Source organism: Methylobacter sp. BBA5.1 (genome assembly GCF_000746145.1).
Taxonomy (GTDB): Bacteria; Pseudomonadota; Gammaproteobacteria; order Methylococcales; family Methylomonadaceae; genus Methylobacter; species Methylobacter marinus.
The window spans coordinates 76,173-95,996 of record NZ_JQKS01000024.1; the positions used below are offsets into that span (position 1 = coordinate 76,173).

Sequence of the window (19,824 nt, forward strand, 5' to 3'; positions counted from 1 at the left end):
GCGTCAAACTTACAACAATTGCCAATATGAAAATCAACAACTTAATTCTGGCTTCGGGTTCTTCCTATAGACAAGTTGCATTAAAAAAGCTTCATTTGGATTTTGCGGCGATCAGTCCCGAAATAGATGAAACGCAGCAGCCTCGTGAATCACCGCAAGATCTTGCTTTGCGCCTGGGGAAAGCCAAAGCGTGGGCGTTATGCCAACAGTACCCTGCCCATCTTATTATCGGCTCGGATCAAGTCGCGATGCTTAATGGCAAGCAATTACACAAACCGGGCAACCGGGCAAAGGCAATCGAGCAACTTCAAATAGCATCGGGCAATACAGTTACTTTTTTTACCAGCATCTGTATTGTAAACAGTAAAACCATGCTTTGCATGTTCGATTTGGATATCTGCTCAGTTTTCTTTAAGACATTAACGTATCAACAAATCGAACATTATGTCGATCTTGAAAAACCTTACGATTGCGCCGGCAGCTTTAAATCCGAAGGCTTGGGTATTGCGTTGTTTGAAAAAATACAGGGTGAAGACCCAAATGCCCTGATCGGCTTGCCGTTGATAAAATTAATTTCGTTATTGGAGAAATTTGATGTGCACGTACTTTAATGGAAGCGCTTGCCGGAGCCTAGCGACTCAAATATCTGTTCAAACTCGTTGTCAGCCTGGTTCATTAGTTCAGCGATTTGCGATTCACTCAGCCTGACAATGGACAAGGTTTCATCGGAAATTTCGGCCAGTATTTCCGGCACGGCTCTCTGTTGTCCCTTACCATCGGCCAAACGAGTTGCCAGATACAGCAAATGCGCATCCAACTTGTGCACCAGCGCTTTTTCTGGTGTTAAGTAGTATCGTATTGCTTCCGATAATGAATCTGGCAGCCCCCACGATTCAATTAACTCCCCGCCAACCTGGGCATGAGTGAATCCTATTATGTCCCGCTCCAGGCCGGCTACAAGGCCGCGATTGTGATCAGCCGCCAATAATACCTGAAGCGACTTGTCAGGTATTTGGGTATATAAAACCAGCGAACCTATATCATGCAACAATCCGGCTAACAATAACCGCTCGCAATGCAACACGGCACATTTTTTAGCCAATAGGCGAGCTATCACCGCACAATTGACGCTACGCAGCCAAAAAGCCGTCATATCCACCAGGTCATGCGGGATTCTATTGAACGTATTAACTATCGATGTCACCAGAATCAAACTGCGCAGATTCTCGTTGCCGATGACGGTTATAGCCCTGGAAATCGTATCAATTCTTGCCTGACAGCCATAAAAAGCACTGTTGACGATTTTCAGTAATCGCGCGCTCAATGCCGGATCCTTGGTTATCACCAAGGCGATATCATTGATGGAAAAACGAGGATTTCCGGTCATCTCGCGAAGCTGATAATAGATGTCCGGCAAAGAAAATAATTCCTGCCCCTCTTGCACCAGGTACTTCGCTGTATTTTCGGTCATGGAAAACTTATTTGTTATAAAGCGCTAGAACCTGTTTCACGTAGTTACGTGTTTCCGGATAGGGTGGAATTGAATTGTGATACTTTATTACAGCATTTTCTCCGGCATTATAGGCGGCAACGGCAAGATCCAAATTCGAATTAAACATCTTCAGCAAATCCTTCAAGTATCGGGTTCCGCCATTAATATTCTGGTCAGGATCACGCCGGTCAGTTACGCCATAGCGTCTTGCGGTGGCGGGCATTAACTGCATTAGCCCAACCGCACCGGCCGATGAGACGGCGGCGGCGTCATAAGCGGATTCCGCTTGAATAACGGCATGCAGTAGCTTTTCGTCGACCTGATGTTTAGCCGCCGCCTGGGCAATCATATCCGCATATTTTTTCTTGTTCACGCTTACATAGGGCAATGCTTTTGAATAACTCTTGGGTCTTGTTCGAATAATGCGCTTATAAAGCTTGTTTTTAGGGTCATCCGTATAATAGACATGCCCTTCGGGATCGATATATTTATAGACATCGGCCAACACTTGATTGGATATAAGCAAGGTAAACAATAAAACAACAGTGACTCTTATCATTTTTGTTATTTTCCCTAGTCAGATATAAAGCCGCATGGGCAGCCTTTTTTTGCCAAAAAATACCAGTCCCCCATAACAGTGGGGCTATTGCGAGAAATTTGGTATTAATTTGCCGTCTTTATAAGGATAGTAAAGACTTGGTTTCACTGCCAGAAGCAGTGCCGTTTTTTATTTGGAATCGGACAGATAATTGTCTATGTCTTCTTTTGAAAACCCTATTTTTTTGGCGACACGATCAGCATGACTCACCCGGGAAATTCCGGGAATTAGCTTATAAGTCGGAGCCTCATTGGCGAATTCAACCTGGCGCGGCACACCTATACCCTGGGCAACAAAATTATCGACCAACTGATGATTGTGGGTGATCAATATAGTGCTATTGCCTTTTCGATAAAATCCATTCAACACATTGGAAGAAGATTCCATTTTTTCTTCAAAAGTTGTCCCTTCGGATAATTCATCGAGTACTACCAGGCTTTTAGCCGTCGTGGTTAAAAAGATATCCTTGGTTCTTTTCAGTTCCGTGCCGAAACGGCCTTCCCCATCATCCAAATGACTGATTTCCGGCACCTGATAATAAATCCTGTCGGCTACGGTAAGCGTGGCCGAGCTGGCAGGTACATAACAACCTATTTGCGCCAGCAGTTGAATTTGAGTGACGGTCTTACAGAATGCTGTTTTGCCTCCGCTATTAGGACCGGTCACCAGGACCAGCTTGTCGTCATCCAGGATAAAATTGTTACCGACATAATCAGGATTTTCCTTACCCAAAACCGGATTTCTGGCATCGGCCAGGTTGATGCGATGATGATCGGCCTCAATCAACTCCGGCAAAACCATGTCGCCGCCAAAAGCATCGGCAAATTTTATAAACGACAACAATTCATCCAGTTCGCCCAACGCATCCAGCGTCTCACCGACCGCCGGCGAGCTTTTGAACTCGTTTCTCAACGGGATAATGCAACTGTCCCTGTCAAAACCGCCGACAACCGGAAAGTAAACTAATAACAAAGGAATGAAGAAAATGGATGCGGTAGGGATGGCTTCCACTGAAACTTTGAACATGTCTGTTGGAAATAAACTTGCCAACACCCAGATGATGCCGAAAACCAGCGTCAGCAAAAGCGGCTTGAAGATACGGGGCTTAAAGATAATCGCTGGTGATAATGAACCTTCTCTTTCCTGTTTTGATTTGATGCCGTTTTCAGTGATATAGGCAGGACCTTCCATCAATGAATAGGCCCGGGATTCTGCAAACGCTTTGATTTTGTCAAAAACATTCTTTAAATAAGCGCTTTTCGGCGCTTCGCTGATTTGAATCTGGTCAACCAGCTCAAGCATAAAACGAATGCCTCTTTTATACTGTAAATAGCCATAACCCTCGATTTCATGCTCTTCCCTGGCGGTACCGAAAGAACCGAGGAATTCGCCGAATAATAGCAGATAAAAGTTTTTCTCGTTTGCCGCCGCGTTTTGGACAATATGTTCGAGATTTTCTTTTAATGCCGAATTATTGCGCAGTTCCTCGACAGCTTCCTGTTTGGCCTTGATTTCCTCCAAGACACCCAGCGGTTGCGTTAAGGACCGGAACAGGACCGCTTGCCCGATCATCGTTGAAGCATGATTGACCGCATCAAACACTTCATTGACTTCAATTGTATTGAAGGCGCTTTCATCGATCACGCCTTCACCGGTTTTCAGCGGTTTGGTGGACTGAACCTCAGGCCAGACATTATCGCGCCAACTTTCTAATAGGGTTTCTTTCATCGTTTTAGCTCTTTATTTTTATCAAGGACACCAAAAACTATAATCGCGGCCACAACAATGCCGGATAGCATGACATTTTCTTTTGAAGCACCAATCAGATAAGCGGCTCCCCCGCCTATCCCCATACCGATGCCTGTATAAGCGAGGCTGCGCATCAGACGGCATATTGCACAGTTTCGATCGTATCCTCTCATATTTATAATTCTCAAAGTCTTTGCTCGAATAGCTTAACTATAGCATTAACATGAGATGTTGAATCATTAAGCGCCGGTATATAGCGATAGACTTCGCCGCCGGCGGCCATAAACAAGTGCTTGTTTTCCATGGCGATCTCTTCCAGCGTTTCCAGGCAATCCACGGCAAATCCCGGACAAACCATATCAACTTTTTTGATGCCTTGTTTCGGAAGACTTTGCAATGTCTCCGCGCAATAAGGTTTTAGCCATTGTGCTTTGCCAAAGCGGGACTGAAAAACGACTTGCCACTGGTCTTTGTTGAGACCCAGTCTTTCGGCAATCAAGGCAGCGGTTTTATGGCACTGATGAAAATAAGGATCTCCCCATTTCGTCAACTGCTCAGGCAAACCATGAAAGGACATTAATAATAAATCGTTTTTTCCTTGTTCACGCCAGGTTCGCTCAATCGATTCGGCAACCGCCGTAATATAATGCTTATCCTGATAATAATCGCTGATAAATTGAAAACTGGGCAAATATCGCCACCGATTCAATTCCCGAATCAAATCATCGTAAACGGATGCCGTCGTTGTCGAAGAGTATTGGGGATACAAAGGCAGAACAATTAAATTGTCAATACCTTGTTTTTTTAGGGAATTTAATTGCTTTGCGATGGAAGGCTCGCCATAGCGCATGGCATAGTCCGTTACAATGCCCTCGGCGTTTAACCGCCCGGCGACCTGTTCAGTCAATTGGCGGGTCAGATAAACCAGTGGCGAGCCCTTTTTATCCCATATTTTACGGTAAGCCGCCGCCGATCTACGTGGACGAAAAGGCAAGATAAAAAAACGGAGTATTATCCACCATAACGGGCGCGGTAGATTAACCACGCGAGGATCGCCGAGAAACTCCTTAAGAAAGCGCCGGACGTCTGATGTAGTCGGGGCGGCCGGCGAACCTAAATTCACCAATAGCACGCCCGTTTTCCTGGTGGCGACGCTTTGATGCGGCATGCGAAGAACCTATCGGTTAATCAGATTTAAAAACTCAGACCGCGTACTGATTTCCTTACGGAACACCCCCGTCATTACCGAAGTTGTCATGATTGAATTCTGTTTTTCGATGCCCCGCATCATCATGCATAGATGTTTGGCCTCAATAACCACGGCAACACCTCTGGCGCCGGTCGCAAGTTCGATCGCATCGGCGATTTGCTTGGTCAGTTTTTCTTGAATTTGCAGACGTCGCGCATACATATCGACGACACGGGCTATCTTTGACAAACCAAGCACTTTGCCTTTTGGTAAGTAACCGACATGACATTTGCCGATAAACGGCAGTAAATGGTGCTCACACAAAGAATACAATTCAATATCCTTAACGATAACCATGTCTTCGGTGTCCGCTGTAAAAATAGCGCCGTTTAGCACTTCCTCCAGCGTTTTATCGTAGCCATTGTTCAGAAATTTAAAAGCCTTGGCTGCGCGTTTAGGGGTATCGATCAGGCCTTCGCGGTTTAGATCTTCACCGACTGCTTCGATAATTTTGGAAAAATGCTCTTCCATAGTTTCAGTCTCAATTACAAAAAATAGCAGGCTAGTATACATCATTGATTAGTGATTTTAATGCATCCACAATGACATTTTCGTCCGCGCCGGGTTTACCAACATTTTCACTGATATGCCGGCGCCAGCCTCGGGCGCCCGGTGCGCCATGAAACAGCCCCAGAATGTGCCGTGATATGCTATTTAACCGGACACCATTTTTAAGCTGCCGCTGGATATAGGGAATCAGCAAGTTTAAAACTTCTTGCCGCGATCTGGGCCTGCACACCTCATCAAAAAATCGCCTGTCGACCTCGGCTAAAAGGTACGGGTTATGATAGGCTTCCCGCCCTACCATGACGCCGTCAACATGTTTAAGCACCTCTTCTGCCTGATCCAGCGTGGTGATACCGCCATTTAATATAATCTCCAGCCCCGGCAGATCATTTTTTAATTGATAGACATGATCGTAGCGTAACGGCGGTACTTCCCGGTTTTGTTTGGGCGACAATCCGCTTAACCAGGCTTTTCTGGCATGAACAATAAAGGTATTGCAGCCGGCATTGGCCACGGTCATTACAAAATCAAGTAACTCTTCATATGAATCGCGCTCATCAATACCTATTCTCGATTTAACCGTTACAGGAATCGAAACCGCCTGAAGCATGGTTGCCACACACTCGCCCACCAGTTCCGGTTCGGCCATCAAACAGGCGCCGAAGCGCCCATTCTGAACCCGGTCGCTGGGACAACCGACGTTTAGATTGACCTCATCGTAACCCCAGTCTTCAATCATCTTTGCGCAGACAGCAAGATCTTTTGGGTCGCTGCCGCCTAATTGAAACGCCACGGGATGTTCGGCGTTATTGAATTGTAAAAACCGGCTGGGGTCCCCATGCAATAACGCCCCGGTTGTGACCATTTCGGTATACAACAAGGCATGCCGGGAAATCAGGCGGTGAAAATACCGACAATGCCTGTCAGTCCAATCCAACATCGGAGCCACGCAAAACCTATGTGGCTTATAATTTTTTAAATGCATTTATTGATTTTAATCGATTTTGCAAGATTACTTCGTTTTAAAAAAATCTTGAATATTCTTGTCTATTTCCAGAATATTTATGGCTATTTCAGAATCAAAATTGCCCAAAAAATGGGATCTATTAGTTATTATCATACAAATTTCTTGGTCGAAATTCATAAGCTATTGAAGTCCTCCTGTTTTAGACTGAAATATTTAATGACTCACATCGCGTGACACGCAAGGTAGCCATTTTTCGAATGGGATTGTATTTGTGCGCCATCAAATTTCTCCTGCCTGGATTCCTGCCTTGGCCAGTCGCGTCATCCACGCGCCACGTTTGCCATGTGCGCTGAGTAATTTGATTAGGCTAGTTTGAAATTCGGCTTTGCGCCCGGCTTGGTCCATGGCCTCGGCCAAATCCTTCACTGCTTGCAAGGCCTGATCATAAGCATGGCCTGAGCCGCGTTGCAACGTTTGGTCGATAGCCGCCCAAGCCATATCCGAAGTAGCCCCAAGGCGTTCCAGCTGTTGTTTGCGCTCGGCACGACGCTTGGCTTCCTCGGCCTCGCGCCTCTGCCGTTCGAGATCAAGGCGCCGGACCCTGGCTATTGCTCGAGCGGCATCGATTTCGGCAACGGTGCGACGCGGAAGCGGAGAAGATTTTGGTTTGGATGAATGTTCCCGCTGCCAGGCCAGATAACGCTGCCGCAGTGCCCGCTCCGCTTCTTGACTGCGTCCTTCCAACAACAAACGTGTCGTTGCCTGCATGCTTTCCAGGGTTTGCAACGCAATCCATGCATCAAGATCCGGATCAATAGTCTCATGATCGGGTAACGCAGGACTGGCGCTGGCGGCGGCGAGCCAGTCGGAATCGATTTGCAGAAATTCCGTCAAGTCGGATTGTGCAGGGGTTAAGGTTCCCAAGCCTGTCGGCATGGGCGGCTCGATATCGTCATCACCCAATTCTCCATTACACACTCGCGCCAGCCAGCCTAAGTAGAGCGGCCGAGTATCGCCCCGCAATAACTCGTCCCGCAACAGCAATAAACTATCCATCCACCCCGGGCCGTCTTCATGACTCCAAAAACGTTCTAACTCACGCGAATCGTCATTAAAACCCCAATAGACTATCCAATGATCGGTCGTCGGCGTTACACCAAAAGCATCGATAAAGCCGGATTGCGCACCGCTTCGCGATGGCAGAGTGAATGGGTCCAGCGTAGCCTTATCCAATGCCGAAATGGGTAAACGCAATAACAAACTGCACGTTCCCCAATTGGCCGAATAAACGTGTGCGTCGAAATAACGTTGTATCCAATCGAGAGGATCGCCTTTGAGATCGCCCCAATGGTATTCGTTGATGAAGTTGGTCGCCGTAATGGTCGCGCGGGAGGAACGGCTACGCAGTTCCGCTTGTTGTTGTGGCGTGAGCGGCCGATCGACCGCTCTGAATTCGTGATATTGATATTCACTCATGGGTTTATCTCGATACAAACAGACGTCTGAACGTTTCGGTAAAAACTGGTCTCGCTGAGCGGTGGAACCACCGACAAACAATTTTTGATCAAAAAGCCCTCAGCTTTGTCCGCTTGGTGGATGACTCAGAAGATATGACTGGTGGGTCATTAAAAACAAATATGTCTATGATATAATATTTCTTTAATAAAATATAATATCAAAAACGCGAGCTTGCCAGTTTGACATCGGCGTCCGCCCAGACTTGCTCAAATTGTTGCTGAACCTCATCGGCCTCTTTAGTCCTGTCCTGTTCTCGCAGGCTTCGAGCAAGTCCAAACAGCGACCAGCCGTTTTGCGGGTGATCAACCAGGTCCTGCCGGTAGGCCAGTTCAGCTTCCCCTGCCCTGCCCGCCGCCAGCAGTACCGCACCGAGTACTTGCCGTGGCGGCAGATACCAGTCCTTGGGTTCGGTGTAATTAAGTGCGTCCTCAATCTCTACCGCCTTCTGGAGATGAGCAACCGCCTCATCATAATTCTTATTCTGAGCCGCTAATTCGCCATGTAATATTTCCGCCCCAATTTGTAAAATCCGCGCCACGGAATTCAAGTCAAAAACCGTGAGTTCAACCGCCGCCGGATCCGCGATGAGTTTTTCAAGACTGTTGAGTTCGCGCACAGCTTCATCTACCCTTCCCTGCCTGAGCATTGCCAGTCCGCGGGCGTAATGCCAGACGCCACAGGCGTAAACCAGATCCGCTTCCGGCGCCGGTTCATTCAAAATAGCCTCCCATTCGCCAAACAAGGCCTTAGTGTAGAGCGGAATCATATAAAAATGCTGTAATGTGCCGCTGAATCCGGGTTCTCGCATCATGTCGGCATCGACTTGAGATGCCGTATCGGCGGCGGCATTTGAGGATAAAGCCTTTTGGCCGGTTTTGATCGCGGCGGCCCACAGGAAATGATGGTTGTGCGGTACATAAGCAAGCGTATAAATACTTTCGGCATGCGCATGACTCAGGTAACCACGGTCAATTTTGACCGCCTGTTGGTTAGCTCTTATCGCATCGCGATAACGCCCCACCCGAATATAGATATGCGCCGGCATATGCACCAAATGTCCCGAACCGGGCACTAAAGACGGCAATCGCTCGGCGCTGGCGACCGCCTTTTGGACATAAGGCGAAGCTTCCAAGGCATGGATATACAGATGATTTGCCAAGGGATTGTTGGCATCTATCTCAAGTGCCCGTTCCAGCGTCGAGACGATTTCCGCCGTCCATGGTCTGGCGTCGCCCTGCTTGGTCCAAAAATCCCATGGATGCATATCCATCAGCGACTCGGCGAACAAGGAGGCGATGACCGCGTCATCGGGAAACTGATTTGCTACATCGCGCATCGCCGCAGCATAGTATCGATCGAGCGCCGTACGGTCCTGATAGATTTCCCGTGCATAACGTTTGAATAATGCCCGGATCAGGGCCTGCTCTTTTTCCGGTTTCGATTGAGACAGTTCCAGCGCTTTTTGAGCTGATTGATATGCCTGGGGCACTACAGCCGGGTCCATGGGTGCATTGATATTCGGACCCAGCACCAGCGCCTCGCCCCAATAGCACATCGCGCAGTCCGGATCGAGACTGTACGCCTGGCGGAAGGAACGCGCCGCTTCAGCGTGATTGAAACCGAAACTCAAAATTAGCCCCTGGTCAAAATAGCGCTGCGCCAGCGGGCTTAAGGTCGAGACAGGATAATGATGAGTGCCCAGATCGTCGAACAAACGCACAGTCGCCTTGCCGGCGGCCACGTTGACCGAAAAGCACATCAGCAGGGGAATGATAATTCGTTGCGGACGTGACAAGAGTCGAGTTTTCATAGTTAATGCCTCATAAGTTTAAGGTTTGGATTCAATATCCCGCTGCTCGATGACCACCTGCCAGGGCCGCTCGATAGTCGGTATGACGTGACCTTCGTTATCCAGCGCGGCCTGGCTCAGGGAAACCGCATCGAGCACGTTGCCGCCAATAAGGTCTAGTTTATCCGAGCGCCTGTTCACCACGAGATCACAGTGATAAGGACCTCGTCTCAGCCGTGCGAATGCACTCACCTGCTGAATGAAACGCGCCTCGCGAGGCGCGCAAAGCAAATCTCCCGGCTTGGGCGAATACTGACGCGCGTCGCGCGCGATGAAGCGGGCATTATAATCGGCTGACAAGGCGTGTTCGATATAGTCCCAATGCAGTAGCGTGGAAGGCAGATCTTTTTCCGGCACGCCGGCGCTGCGCGCCAGCCAGATTATAAAAGCGCCCGACCAGGGACGCAGTTCGCCCTCATAACCCACTATCGGCAATGACGAAACCGTGTACCAGTACAACATCACACGTGATAAAAACGGCGGCCGGGTTTCATGGCTGAACGTCGTTTCTGACGGAAAGACCAGCACCGGTGGTTGACTGGTATAATCCGCAACCGGCTGGCCAAATATCGTCCATTCCTGATGCGCCAGATAAATCATGCGCTCACGTATGGAAGGGATGGCGAAACCAGGCTTGATGCTTGCGTTTGGCGTAATTCGCGGCGGTTGCCCGGCGGTAACCAGCGTGCAACCGACCTGCATTAAAATCAGCCATAAACTTAAACCATGCCGATATCCTCTCACACGTTCACCACTACACGCCAGTGCCTGCCTGGTTCTATTTCCATCAACTCAATATCGAGGTCAAGAAATTGCCGTATGACGTCAACATTGGTCAGACTATGCTCGGATAACGGGCCAGTCACAAACGAACCGCCGGCTCCCTGGCTCAACGGCAGCAGAAGCTGGTCGGCAAGATAGCGGCCGACCGGCGCGCCTATGGCCTGATAGCGGTGCAGTTCATCCACGACTCTATCGGCCACCTGTTCGGCACTGATGCCGCGGGTTCCAATACTTTCAAAGATTTCTGTAACGTTTTGATAATTCATTTGCAGGGAAATGATATTGCCTGGGCCTGGAGATTCAACTGTTTCCAGGGTAATGCTTTCATCGGGCCAGTTCAGCCTTTTCAATAATTGTCGCTTTTCCCGAACCAACACATGACTGGGTATGCGGGACGCTATGCATTTTGCCCGTTTACCGAGCAGCTGCGTCTGGCTGTCCAGTTCTATCTTGCGGTAATTTGCCGCCGGCATGATGGTTATTGTCCACCTTCCCCCACCTGCCGGATAGAAACCATAGCGCTCGACCCCGACATCGAATTCAGCTCCCATTTGCCTTAAAACCGGTAAAAAACAATACCGGATAAAATCAAAACTGGGGGCCATCGGATTATGCGTGCCGCCTTCAAGAATCAACCGCGATGGTTTGCCGGTTAACAGCAAGGCCGGCAGCACCGTCTGAAATACCAGCGTACTGCTGCCGGCGCTTTCAATGACAAAGTGATAGTCGCCGGCTTTTATTGCGCCCGGGATAAACTCAATGATTCGGGAACCAATGACCGCACCCTTAACCCGCGCATCGCAGACCTCAGCCATGGCGTTGATGCAAGCTAAATGCTGCCGCATCAGTCCCGGTTTTTTTCTGCCTTGTCTGATATTCTTGATAAGCATCGGTTTCCCGAGACTCGCGGACAAGGACAGCGACGTTCTCAACACCTGTCCGCCACCCTCGCCTTGTGCGCCATCTATCTCGATCATATTCATACCCTCGCAGCGGTATTTTTATGACTACATACCGAGCATTATAAGCCTCTGGCCTTGGAAGGAATAGGCGACAAACTCGTGTATATATGTCTATGATATAATATGTTTTATATGAATATTTTTCATGACGCTGCTTCTCCCGGAATGGCTCAGGTCTTATAATTGGATAGGCGCCTATTTGTCTATGATATAAATACAATAATATATAAATCGAACAGTAGCCGCCTGCTTACGCGCATGGCCCGTGGTTCGCGGGCCAACCCCATGAGAACAGGTAATGCAAAGATTTATCGGCGTCTGCCGAAGACCGGCCTTATTGAATTACGGCACTGTTTTTTCAATGCCGCTTGATTTGCGCCTTGGCGGCCTCGACGATATTTTCCGCTGTGAACCCGAAGTGTTGAGCAACGACTTTAGCCGGCGCGGACAACCCGAAGGCATGCAGTCCGAACAAGGCGCCATCGCAGCCGGCATAGCGCTCCCAGCCGAAGCTGGAGGCCGCCTCTACGACGACGCGCGCTTTGATCCGAGGCGGCAGCACGCTGTCCCGATATTCCTGGCTCTGAGCCTCGAATAGTTCCCAGGACGGCATGCTGATTACCCGCGCCTTGATGCCTTCCGACATCAACTGTTCATATGCCGTGATGCAAAGCGCAACCTCGCTGCCGGTCGCCAGCAACAGTACATCGGGCTGCTGGTCCGCGGCATCGGCAAGCACATAGGCGCCGCGCGATACGCCGCTTGCCGGCGCGTATTTCGAACGGTTCAGCGTCGGTACCGCCTGCCGGGTCAGAACCAGGCTGACCGGGCGATCCTTGAGCCGCATGATGACGCGCCACGCCTCGACCACCTCGTTCGCATCCGCCGGCCGCAGCAAAACCATGCCCGGCATGGCGCGGAAAGACGCAAGATGCTCGACGGGCTGATGAGTCGGTCCGTCCTCGCCCAGGCTGATCGAGTCATGCGTCCAGATATAAATGACAGGCAGTTCCATCATCGCGCAAAGCCGCACCGCCGCGCGGCAGTAATCGCTGAAAATGAAGAAGCTCGCGGCATAAGGCCGCAGTTTCGACAGGCTCAGGCCGCTGGCAATCGCACACATGGCATGCTCGCGCAGACCGAAATGTAAATTACGTCCGGCATAATCGCCCCCCTGCCCCGGCGCCTGAAATTCGTCGGCCGGTTCGGCGCTCAAATGCGTCTTGGTCGACGGCGCCAGATCCGCCGCGCCGCCCAGCAGCCAGGGCATTTTTCCCGCTATGGCGTTCAGTACCTTGCCCGATGACACACGCGTCGCCATGCCCTTCGCATCGGCCGGAAAATCAGGCAACGCGCTATCCCAGTCCTCGGGCAACTCGCCGTTCTGCATCCGGTCGATCTGCCCGGCAAGATCCGGAAACTGCCGGCGATAAGCCGTAAACCGCTCATCCCAGGCCGAACGGGCCGCCGCGCCGCGCTGGCCAAACCGGGACTGGAAATGCGCGGTAACCTCATCCGGCACATAAAACCTCGCATCGGGGTCCCAGCCGTAGGCCTGCTTCGCCAGCCGAGCTTCCTCATCGCCCAGCGGCTCGCCATGGGCTTCTTTAGTATCGCGCTTATTCGGGGCGCCATAGCCGATATGACTCTGCACGATGATCAACGTGGGGCAATCATCGGTGTTGAGAAAGACCTCGTAACTGCGCGCCAGCATCTCCAGGTCATTGGCATCGCTGACGTGAACGACATTCCAGCCGTAGCCGAAAAAGCGCGCCGCCACATCCTCCGTGAAGGTCAGCCGGGTCGAGCCTTCGATAGTGATATCGTTGGCATCGTAAATCCAGCACAAATTGGACAGCTTCAGGTGTCCGGCAAGGGATGCCGCCTCGGCGCAAACCCCTTCCATGATGTCGCCGTCGCTGCATAATGTATATACGTTATAGTTGAACAGTTCGTAACCGGGGCGATTGTAAGTGGCCGCCAGCCAGCGTTGCGCAATTGCCATGCCGACGCTGGTGGCAGCGCCCTGACCGAGCGGCCCCGTGGTTGTTTCAACGCCGGATGTCCAGCCGTATTCCGGGTGGCCCGTGCAACGGCTGTTGATTTGCCGGAAGGTCTTGAGGTCGTCAAGCGTCACGGCCAGCCGGCCGGTTTCCTTGTAACTGGGGCTTGCCGCCTGGACCCGGCACAGATACAGCAAACTGTAAAGCAGCACCGAAGCATGGCCGGCCGAAAGCACGAAGCGATCGCGGTTCGGCCAGTTGGGATCTTGCGGGTCGAAACGCAGAAAGCATTGCCAGAGGCAGTAGGCTGTCGGGGCCGCGCCCATCGGCGTGCCGGGATGGCCGGACTGCGCCTGCTGCACGGCATCGATGGACAGCGTGCGCAGGGTATTGATGCAAAGCAGGTCGAGCTGGGCTGAATCGGTCATGCTGTCACTCCCGTAAAGAAAAGCCGGATCATGAGACGGGCCCTGCCCCGGCGGCATCGAGCAAGCCGGAAAAATCGACATGGAGCAGGTCGCCGATCTGTTCCACGGTCAGATCGGCCGGAGGGTAAGCGGCGGTGTTGCCGGGATCGAGCGCATAATGGCCCTGGCGCGGAAAGACCGTCGTCAGCCGGTAATCCCAGATTTTTTTCATTGCCGCCAGAATGCGCAGCTTGTCGTCCACCATCACATAGTGCCGGGCCGGATAGCGCTGTTCGACCGCATCCAGCATCTGCTCCTTGTGAATGTAGATCAGCACATGGCCATCGACCGCATCCCAAAGCCCTGAGCGCAGGACCTTGCGTGGCTGAAACACCACATCGCCATCCGACAGGATAACAGGTAATCCCCACTGACGCAGATGCTCGATCACTTCAAGCGCTCCGGGGTACAGGCGATCCGCGAATGGATAATCAGCCAGAAAAGAGGACATCAGCAGCAATTGTGGCTCGTCCATGGCGCCCAGCCGATAACGCTGCAGCGCGCCCAGGTAGTCGGTATAGCCCAGCTCGGCGCGCAGTTTTTCAAAGATGGTCCAGTAGCGCTGACTGTTCACAATGCCGAATTCACGCTCCAGATGCCGCCTGAGGTCGTCTGTCACGCGGTCGTTATCGAGCAGTGTATTGTCCACGTCCAGCAAAAAGACAATACCGTCCGACTCGCTCATAACCCCGACCTCTGGCGCCTGGAATCAAGCCTGCCGCCAGCGGCGGCGGTGACAAGCGCCCAGGCATCGGATATGTCCGCGCGATTACGGCTACTGCCCATGTCAATGCCCTCCTTTCCTGTTCTGCATCATTGCCTTCTGACGGTCATGTCCATATCGTTTGAATTTCCCATAAGATGAACCGTTTGATCGATTGCCTCAGTTCGGTATCAAACATACGGTCACATTTTCCAAAAGCTTGAGTCTGTTCTCGAAGCTACGCTTGCCTGAATAGCCAGTCTATAACTCGACCAGTTTTTTGAAGCCACTGTAAATCATAAGCTTGCAATCGCCGAGGATGAAGGCGGTAGAATTGCGCCTGGAACTGCAATCGAGAGCACGAAGCATTAACCCATTGATTAACATAATTTTATTATTCGTACCCTTGGTAATCGCCTTGGTGAAGTTGTCCCGTCTGATTGTCTTGCCAGACTTCAATTTCATCACTTGATCAATCGCTCATGACGGACAAAAAATCGTCGCTTAAGATACCTACTGTTGGTGCCCAGCCTCTACACTGACTGAATAATCAGGCCAAACCATACGCCATTAGCAGCCATGACCTCACCATGACAACGTTGTTGCCTTGAGCGCAAAAAATAAGGAAGATATGCGAAAAATTTATAGTGATAGCGCAACAAGGAGAGAAAATGCCAAGTGTTTTAATTGAAGTACGGCGGCAATACACGCAAAAACAAGAAGTTGCTCTTATGGAGGCCGTCCACATGGCCTTGCGCGAAGCTTTCCAGATCGTCCCGGGCGATAAGAACGTTCGCCTCATCGTGCATAAACCGCACCGCTTCGCGTACCCGCCCGCACGTGAGCAACCGGATTTTTATACACATATCAGCATTGACGCATTTGCCGACCGCTCTCTCGATGCAAAGCGAAATCTGTACAAATCCATCGTTAACAACCTTGAGCCTTTCGGCATACCCAAGGACCACGTAAAGATTCTCCTCAGAGAAATCCCGAAAGAAAATTGGGGCATTCGAGGCGGACAGGCCGGTGGATTCAAACTTACCCTTAGACGAACGGAGAAATAAATTGGTTACAGTACATGTCTGGCCCGGCGAGGGCGTAATCGGTAGCGGTGGAAATGTTGGCCACGGTGCAATGACCTGCGGCAACACTTATATCAGCTGGTGGCCGCGGAGCGGGTCGGTTGCTACTTCCCAGGCCGCGTATCAGATACTTATCGGAGAAGATACGGTCCCCGGCAGCGCGGAAGTGTTTAGAGTAGACTGCGCCAGCGAGGGCAATCGTCTGCCACGAGAATACAACTTTACAGGCGTATTCGATGAGGACGAGATTCTTCATGCATGGGCCGCCTGGCAGGCAATTGGAACTTATAACTTAACCTATAGAAGTTGCTGTGCATGCGTGGTCGCGTTACTGATAACCGGCGGACTTTCATATATACTTCCCGGGATCCACCGTTATTTCAGTGCGACTCTCGATAGCAGACCAATCATCACACCGAACGACCTGGATACCCTGGCTCGCGCCGCAAGCACGAGCTTCCGTCCCGAGCGATCTCCTTCAATGGTTATGCCGAGATCAGGCAGATAGCTTGATGGCATGTCCGGCTATTCGCCACTACTTGAACTATCGCTCGATAAGACAGGGAACTTCAATGCGCCGGGGCTCAACCTGGTGATTGTCAAGATTAACCTGAACATTTCACCACGAATGCTTGCTAATGTTTTCGCATGAATTCATGAAGTGACGGTAAGAAAAGGACAATACCTTGATTTTCTTCGTGATCTCTGTGGTTTTATGAAACATCCGGGTTAATAACAATAATAAGGAAATGTAAACATGCTGTGCAGAAAATGCTCAGAGCCAATCGACTTTTCACCGTCCAGGACAGAGAGCCTGAAAAGGTTTCGGCAATTTATCGTCTTCTCGTCAGTTTTAATGCTGACCGGCCTGATGCTATATGTACTTGAAGTGCCGATATGGCCTTGGTGGCTGGGAGGAATGAGCGCCTTCGTGCTTTCGCAGGCGCTCCTCAAGTGGCATGATAGTCGATGGGTTATCTGTCGCCGATGCAAGGAGGGATACAGCTATTATGGCCGCGATTAAAGCGGTGCCAAACAACAACTCTTTAAAACACGATAAGAAAGGCTGGCTTACAGGAACAGCCCATATTGAAAATAATCATCCCGTTACCTGAATTTCGTGGGAGATTAAATAATCGCCAGACTTTACTGCGGTGATACTTGCTTTACCCGTAGTGATACAAGGAAAAATAATAACCGAAAAACAGTCAATTGCCCGCGAGGCTTCGCGTGGCTCTTGATGGATTTCACATGATTGGGGGTCAAACATGCACTTTCGCAACTTAAAAAAAATCAGTCTATTAGCCGCTATCTTGTCCGGTTTTGGCCAGGCCGAAGCTTCGGCAACGGCGGCGGCCAATGCCAGCGGTAACGAAACCATTTATTTAAATCAAAACTGGAATGACGCAGAACGGCAACGCTTTTATTTCACGCCACAGGGATCCTATCTTCTGCCCTATGCGTGGTTCCTGGCGCTGGAACAGCCGAACAACGACGAGCCGTTCATCAGCACCCAAAATATCGAGCGCTTTGGTTATCTTGCCGACGATGAGGCCTATACGCCCGGCAATCCGGACGGCTTACCGATCGGCTTCGCCAGGGAACCGGTAGACAATGGCGAGGACTGGGTCGGCATGACCTGCGCCGCCTGCCATACCGGAGAGATCCGCTATCAGGGCCGGACTATCCGCATCGATGGCGCGCCGACACTGGGCGATTTCACCGCGTTCGAGCATAGCCTGATCCAGGCGCTGCAAGCGACATTGGGGCAGCCGGACAAATTCGACCGCTTCGCCCAGGCGATATTGACCGACCCCAACGAGGCGAACAAGACCGCGCTACGGGCGCGAATGTCCGATCACCTGACCTGGCTGGCGCAGTATGACGCACGCAGCACGCCCACTCATCCGTACGGCTATGGCCGCGTCGATGCCTTCGGCATCATCATGAACGAGGTCTTTGGCCGCGATCTGCAGCAACCGGACAATGTCCGCGTACCCGACGCGCCAGTCAGTTATCCGTTCCTGTGGACCTCGCCGCAACTGGACTGGGTACAATGGAACGGGTCGGCCAATAATCCGTTCGGCCGTAATGTCGGCGAGGTGCTGGGAGTATTCGGACACGTCAATCTGACCGGCCCGCTGGACCAGCTGGGTTGGAGCACGGCCAGGCCGAGAGAGCTGTTTGAACTGGAGAAGCTGGTGAACAGCCTGACCCCGCCCAAATGGCCGGTCATGGCGCTGGGCCCGATCGACAGCGAAAAAGCCGCTCGCGGCCGGGCCTTGTATTCGGCTTCGCGCGGCGACGAGCCCAGCTGCGAAGCTTGTCATGCGCTGCCGGACGCGAACGGGCATTACCCGATGACGCCGACGGCCGAAAACCGTTTCGGCGTCAGCTTCATCGAAACGCGGATGACCGGTCTCGGCGAGATTGGCACCGACCCGGCCATGGCCATCAACTTCGCGACCCGCAAGGTGAATACCGGCGGCTTGGCGCCGTTTCTGCCGGCACCTTTCACCGGGGCAACGGAAGTTCCGGCGCCTGCGTTGCTGTCAATACTGGTCGGCATGGCCGTATCCGACGGCATCGCCACCGCCCAGCCCCCGTTCAGTGCCGCGGAAACCGCCGAGCTGATCGGTTACCGGCTTAAGGCACAGGGATTGCCGCCGTATACGCCAAGGAATCTACTCGCCTATCGCGCCCGCCCGCTGGACGGCATCTGGGCAACCGCCCCGTATCTGCATAACGGTTCCGTGCCAAATCTGTATCAGTTGCTGTTGCCGCCAAGCGAACGTCAGCAAACGTTCTATGTGGGAAGCCACCAGTTTGATCCGGAAACAGTCGGCTATCGTTCGAAATCGGGCCAAACCGCCTTCCTGTTCGACACCCGCCTGCCAGGCAACCTGAACACCGGGCATTATTACGGCACTGATCTTACCGACAACGAGCGTTGGGATCTGATCGAGTTTATGAAGACCTTGTAGCATCCAGGCAAGCGGCTCGCAGACCAGCCGATGCCTGCGGGCCGCTGACCCAGATCGATGATATTGACTATGAAACGTATTGCGAGATGTATCCTGACAGCGCTGTGTCTGCCGGCAAGTGTTCTTGCCGATATTGCGCCGGACCAGCTTGTAGCCGCGGCAATCGAGAGAACCACGCACAAAGTGGTTTATGACGGCAGTTATTATCGTATCCCCTACCCCGGCGGCGATATTCCCGAGGGGGTTGGCGTCTGCACCGATGTTGTCATCCGGAGTTACCGGGCGCTGGGAATTGACCTGCAAGCGCTGGTGCATGAAGACATGGCCGCGAATTTCAGCGCCTACCCTTCAAAAAAGCTATGGGGCTTGAAGCGGCCGGATGCAAACATCGATCATCGCCGGGTTCCCAACCTGCAGGTGTTTTTCGCGCGGCACGGGCAGGCATTGCTTGTATCGGACCGGGCGGAGACTTATCAGCCCGGGGATATTGTTTCCTGGATGCTGCCGGGCAACCTGCCGCATATCGGGATCGTCGCCGACGAAACAGCCTCGGACGCACAACGGCCGCTGGTCGTACACAACATCGGACAAGGCCCCCGCTTAGAAGACATGCTGTTTGCCTATCCGATTACCGGACATTACCGGTACTTGCCTGAAGCACCTGACCATTCGCCGCAAGCGAGCCGTCGCTGACCAGGTTGCCTGAGCTCAAACGTTAAACCTCAAATTGACAATCTGACCGGCCGTGCAGGCTAGTACTCAGTCAGCCTTGTTCTGACGAGTAAAATTTGCGGAGTATCCATAGCATGCGAATAGTGCGAATACCCTGAAGGGCACAAGTACCCATAGGGCATAAATGAATTCGCACCTACAGTTTATCCGCCATAATTAAATTGACTGAGTACTAG

The 19,824-nt window shown here is 51.6% G+C and carries 17 protein-coding genes; 4 read left to right on the plus strand and 13 right to left on the minus strand.

The features are described 5' to 3' along the window. Positions 1 to 26 precede the first annotated feature (26 nt). Positions 27 to 611 carry a Maf family protein gene (locus EK22_RS15410; protein WP_036252417.1) on the plus strand — a complete coding sequence of 195 codons (585 nt, stop codon included), beginning with the start codon at positions 27 to 29 and terminating at the stop codon, positions 609 to 611. On the opposite strand, the gene EK22_RS15415 is transcribed toward EK22_RS15410, so the two are convergent. The 13 genes from EK22_RS15415 to EK22_RS15480 all read right to left on the minus strand — a co-directional run bounded on the left by EK22_RS15415 (position 608) and on the right by EK22_RS15480 (position 14,829). Continuing rightward, positions 608 to 1,471, minus strand: a complete 864-nt coding sequence (locus EK22_RS15415) for an HDOD domain-containing protein (RefSeq protein ID WP_036252419.1) — start codon at positions 1,469 to 1,471, stop codon at positions 608 to 610. The genes EK22_RS15410 and EK22_RS15415 overlap by 4 nt on opposite strands. A gap of 7 nt (positions 1,472 to 1,478) precedes the next feature. Beyond that, positions 1,479 to 2,051: a transglycosylase SLT domain-containing protein gene (locus tag EK22_RS15420; RefSeq protein ID WP_020161034.1), complete on the minus strand. Its 573-nt coding sequence runs from the start codon at positions 2,049 to 2,051 to the stop codon at positions 1,479 to 1,481. A 168-nt stretch (positions 2,052 to 2,219) separates the two neighbouring features. After that, complete coding sequence (locus EK22_RS15425; RefSeq protein ID WP_036252423.1) at positions 2,220 to 3,818, minus strand: MutS-related protein; 1,599 nt, start codon at positions 3,816 to 3,818, stop codon at positions 2,220 to 2,222. Next, complete coding sequence (locus tag EK22_RS24335) at positions 3,815 to 4,012, minus strand: hypothetical protein (protein WP_036252425.1); 198 nt, start codon at positions 4,010 to 4,012, stop codon at positions 3,815 to 3,817. Before EK22_RS24335 ends, EK22_RS15425 begins: the two co-directional genes overlap by 4 nt. 11 nt (positions 4,013 to 4,023) lie before the next feature. Then, positions 4,024 to 5,007, minus strand: coding sequence for a ferrochelatase (gene hemH / locus EK22_RS15435; protein ID WP_036252427.1), 984 nt, complete (start codon positions 5,005 to 5,007; stop codon positions 4,024 to 4,026). Between the two features lie 9 nt (positions 5,008 to 5,016). Further along, positions 5,017 to 5,601, minus strand: a complete 585-nt coding sequence (gene folE, locus EK22_RS15440) for a GTP cyclohydrolase I FolE (RefSeq protein ID WP_255360593.1) — start codon at positions 5,599 to 5,601, stop codon at positions 5,017 to 5,019. Further along, a complete protein-coding gene (dusA, locus tag EK22_RS15445; protein ID WP_027147507.1) occupies positions 5,591 to 6,580 on the minus strand; it encodes a tRNA dihydrouridine(20/20a) synthase DusA in 990 nt (329 codons plus the stop codon). The genes folE and dusA overlap by 11 nt, the downstream gene beginning before the upstream one ends. A 261-nt stretch (positions 6,581 to 6,841) precedes the next feature. Beyond that, positions 6,842 to 8,038: a hypothetical protein gene (locus EK22_RS15455; RefSeq protein ID WP_036252437.1), complete on the minus strand. Its 1,197-nt coding sequence runs from the start codon at positions 8,036 to 8,038 to the stop codon at positions 6,842 to 6,844. Between the two features lie 199 nt (positions 8,039 to 8,237). Continuing rightward, positions 8,238 to 9,890 (minus strand): tetratricopeptide repeat protein, encoded by a 1,653-nt coding sequence (locus tag EK22_RS15460; RefSeq protein ID WP_051961924.1) that lies wholly within the window; start codon positions 9,888 to 9,890, stop codon positions 8,238 to 8,240. An 18-nt stretch (positions 9,891 to 9,908) separates the two neighbouring features. Continuing rightward, a complete protein-coding gene (locus tag EK22_RS15465) occupies positions 9,909 to 10,673 on the minus strand; it encodes a DUF2272 domain-containing protein (protein ID WP_235209424.1) in 765 nt (254 codons plus the stop codon). Then, entirely contained in the window at positions 10,670 to 11,689 is a 1,020-nt protein-coding gene (gene rtcA / locus EK22_RS15470) for an RNA 3'-terminal phosphate cyclase (protein ID WP_036252456.1), read from the minus strand. Before rtcA ends, EK22_RS15465 begins: the two co-directional genes overlap by 4 nt. 343 nt (positions 11,690 to 12,032) lie before the next feature. Beyond that, positions 12,033 to 14,105 (minus strand): transketolase, encoded by a 2,073-nt coding sequence (tkt, locus tag EK22_RS15475; protein ID WP_036252458.1) that lies wholly within the window; start codon positions 14,103 to 14,105, stop codon positions 12,033 to 12,035. Positions 14,106 to 14,133: 28 nt separating this feature from the next. Continuing rightward, complete coding sequence (locus EK22_RS15480) at positions 14,134 to 14,829, minus strand: HAD family hydrolase (RefSeq protein WP_036252440.1); 696 nt, start codon at positions 14,827 to 14,829, stop codon at positions 14,134 to 14,136. 689 nt (positions 14,830 to 15,518) lie between these two features. Between EK22_RS15480 and EK22_RS15490 the strand changes: the two genes are divergently transcribed. The 3 genes from EK22_RS15490 to EK22_RS15505 all read left to right on the plus strand — a co-directional run bounded on the left by EK22_RS15490 (position 15,519) and on the right by EK22_RS15505 (position 19,609). Then, positions 15,519 to 15,914 carry a tautomerase family protein gene (locus EK22_RS15490; RefSeq protein WP_036252442.1) on the plus strand — a complete coding sequence of 132 codons (396 nt, stop codon included), beginning with the start codon at positions 15,519 to 15,521 and terminating at the stop codon, positions 15,912 to 15,914. A 1,286-nt stretch (positions 15,915 to 17,200) separates the two neighbouring features. Further along, positions 17,201 to 18,916, plus strand: coding sequence for a di-heme-cytochrome C peroxidase (locus tag EK22_RS15500; protein WP_051961925.1), 1,716 nt, complete (start codon positions 17,201 to 17,203; stop codon positions 18,914 to 18,916). Positions 18,917 to 18,985: 69 nt separating this feature from the next. Then, complete coding sequence (locus EK22_RS15505) at positions 18,986 to 19,609, plus strand: DUF1287 domain-containing protein (protein ID WP_152565121.1); 624 nt, start codon at positions 18,986 to 18,988, stop codon at positions 19,607 to 19,609. Positions 19,610 to 19,824: the final 215 nt, after the last annotated feature.

Coding starts and splice junctions, on each gene's coding strand:
- tkt (WP_036252458.1), bottom strand. CDS start 14,105: ATGACCGATTCAGCCCAGCTCGACCTGCTTTGCATCAATACCCTGCGC.
- EK22_RS15425 (WP_036252423.1), bottom strand. CDS start 3,818: ATGAAAGAAACCCTATTAGAAAGTTGGCGCGATAATGTCTGGCCTGAG.
- folE (WP_255360593.1), bottom strand. CDS start 5,601: ATGTATACTAGCCTGCTATTTTTTGTAATTGAGACTGAAACTATGGAA.
- EK22_RS15455 (WP_036252437.1), bottom strand. CDS start 8,038: ATGAGTGAATATCAATATCACGAATTCAGAGCGGTCGATCGGCCGCTC.
- EK22_RS15490 (WP_036252442.1), top strand. CDS start 15,519: ATGCCAAGTGTTTTAATTGAAGTACGGCGGCAATACACGCAAAAACAA.
- dusA (WP_027147507.1), bottom strand. CDS start 6,580: ATGCATTTAAAAAATTATAAGCCACATAGGTTTTGCGTGGCTCCGATG.
- EK22_RS15505 (WP_152565121.1), top strand. CDS start 18,986: ATGAAACGTATTGCGAGATGTATCCTGACAGCGCTGTGTCTGCCGGCA.
- EK22_RS15480 (WP_036252440.1), bottom strand. CDS start 14,829: ATGAGCGAGTCGGACGGTATTGTCTTTTTGCTGGACGTGGACAATACA.
- EK22_RS24335 (WP_036252425.1), bottom strand. CDS start 4,012: ATGAGAGGATACGATCGAAACTGTGCAATATGCCGTCTGATGCGCAGC.
- EK22_RS15410 (WP_036252417.1), top strand. CDS start 27: ATGAAAATCAACAACTTAATTCTGGCTTCGGGTTCTTCCTATAGACAA.
- EK22_RS15500 (WP_051961925.1), top strand. CDS start 17,201: ATGCACTTTCGCAACTTAAAAAAAATCAGTCTATTAGCCGCTATCTTG.
- EK22_RS15420 (WP_020161034.1), bottom strand. CDS start 2,051: ATGATAAGAGTCACTGTTGTTTTATTGTTTACCTTGCTTATATCCAAT.
- rtcA (WP_036252456.1), bottom strand. CDS start 11,689: ATGATCGAGATAGATGGCGCACAAGGCGAGGGTGGCGGACAGGTGTTG.
- EK22_RS15415 (WP_036252419.1), bottom strand. CDS start 1,471: ATGACCGAAAATACAGCGAAGTACCTGGTGCAAGAGGGGCAGGAATTA.
- hemH (WP_036252427.1), bottom strand. CDS start 5,007: ATGCCGCATCAAAGCGTCGCCACCAGGAAAACGGGCGTGCTATTGGTG.
- EK22_RS15460 (WP_051961924.1), bottom strand. CDS start 9,890: ATGAAAACTCGACTCTTGTCACGTCCGCAACGAATTATCATTCCCCTG.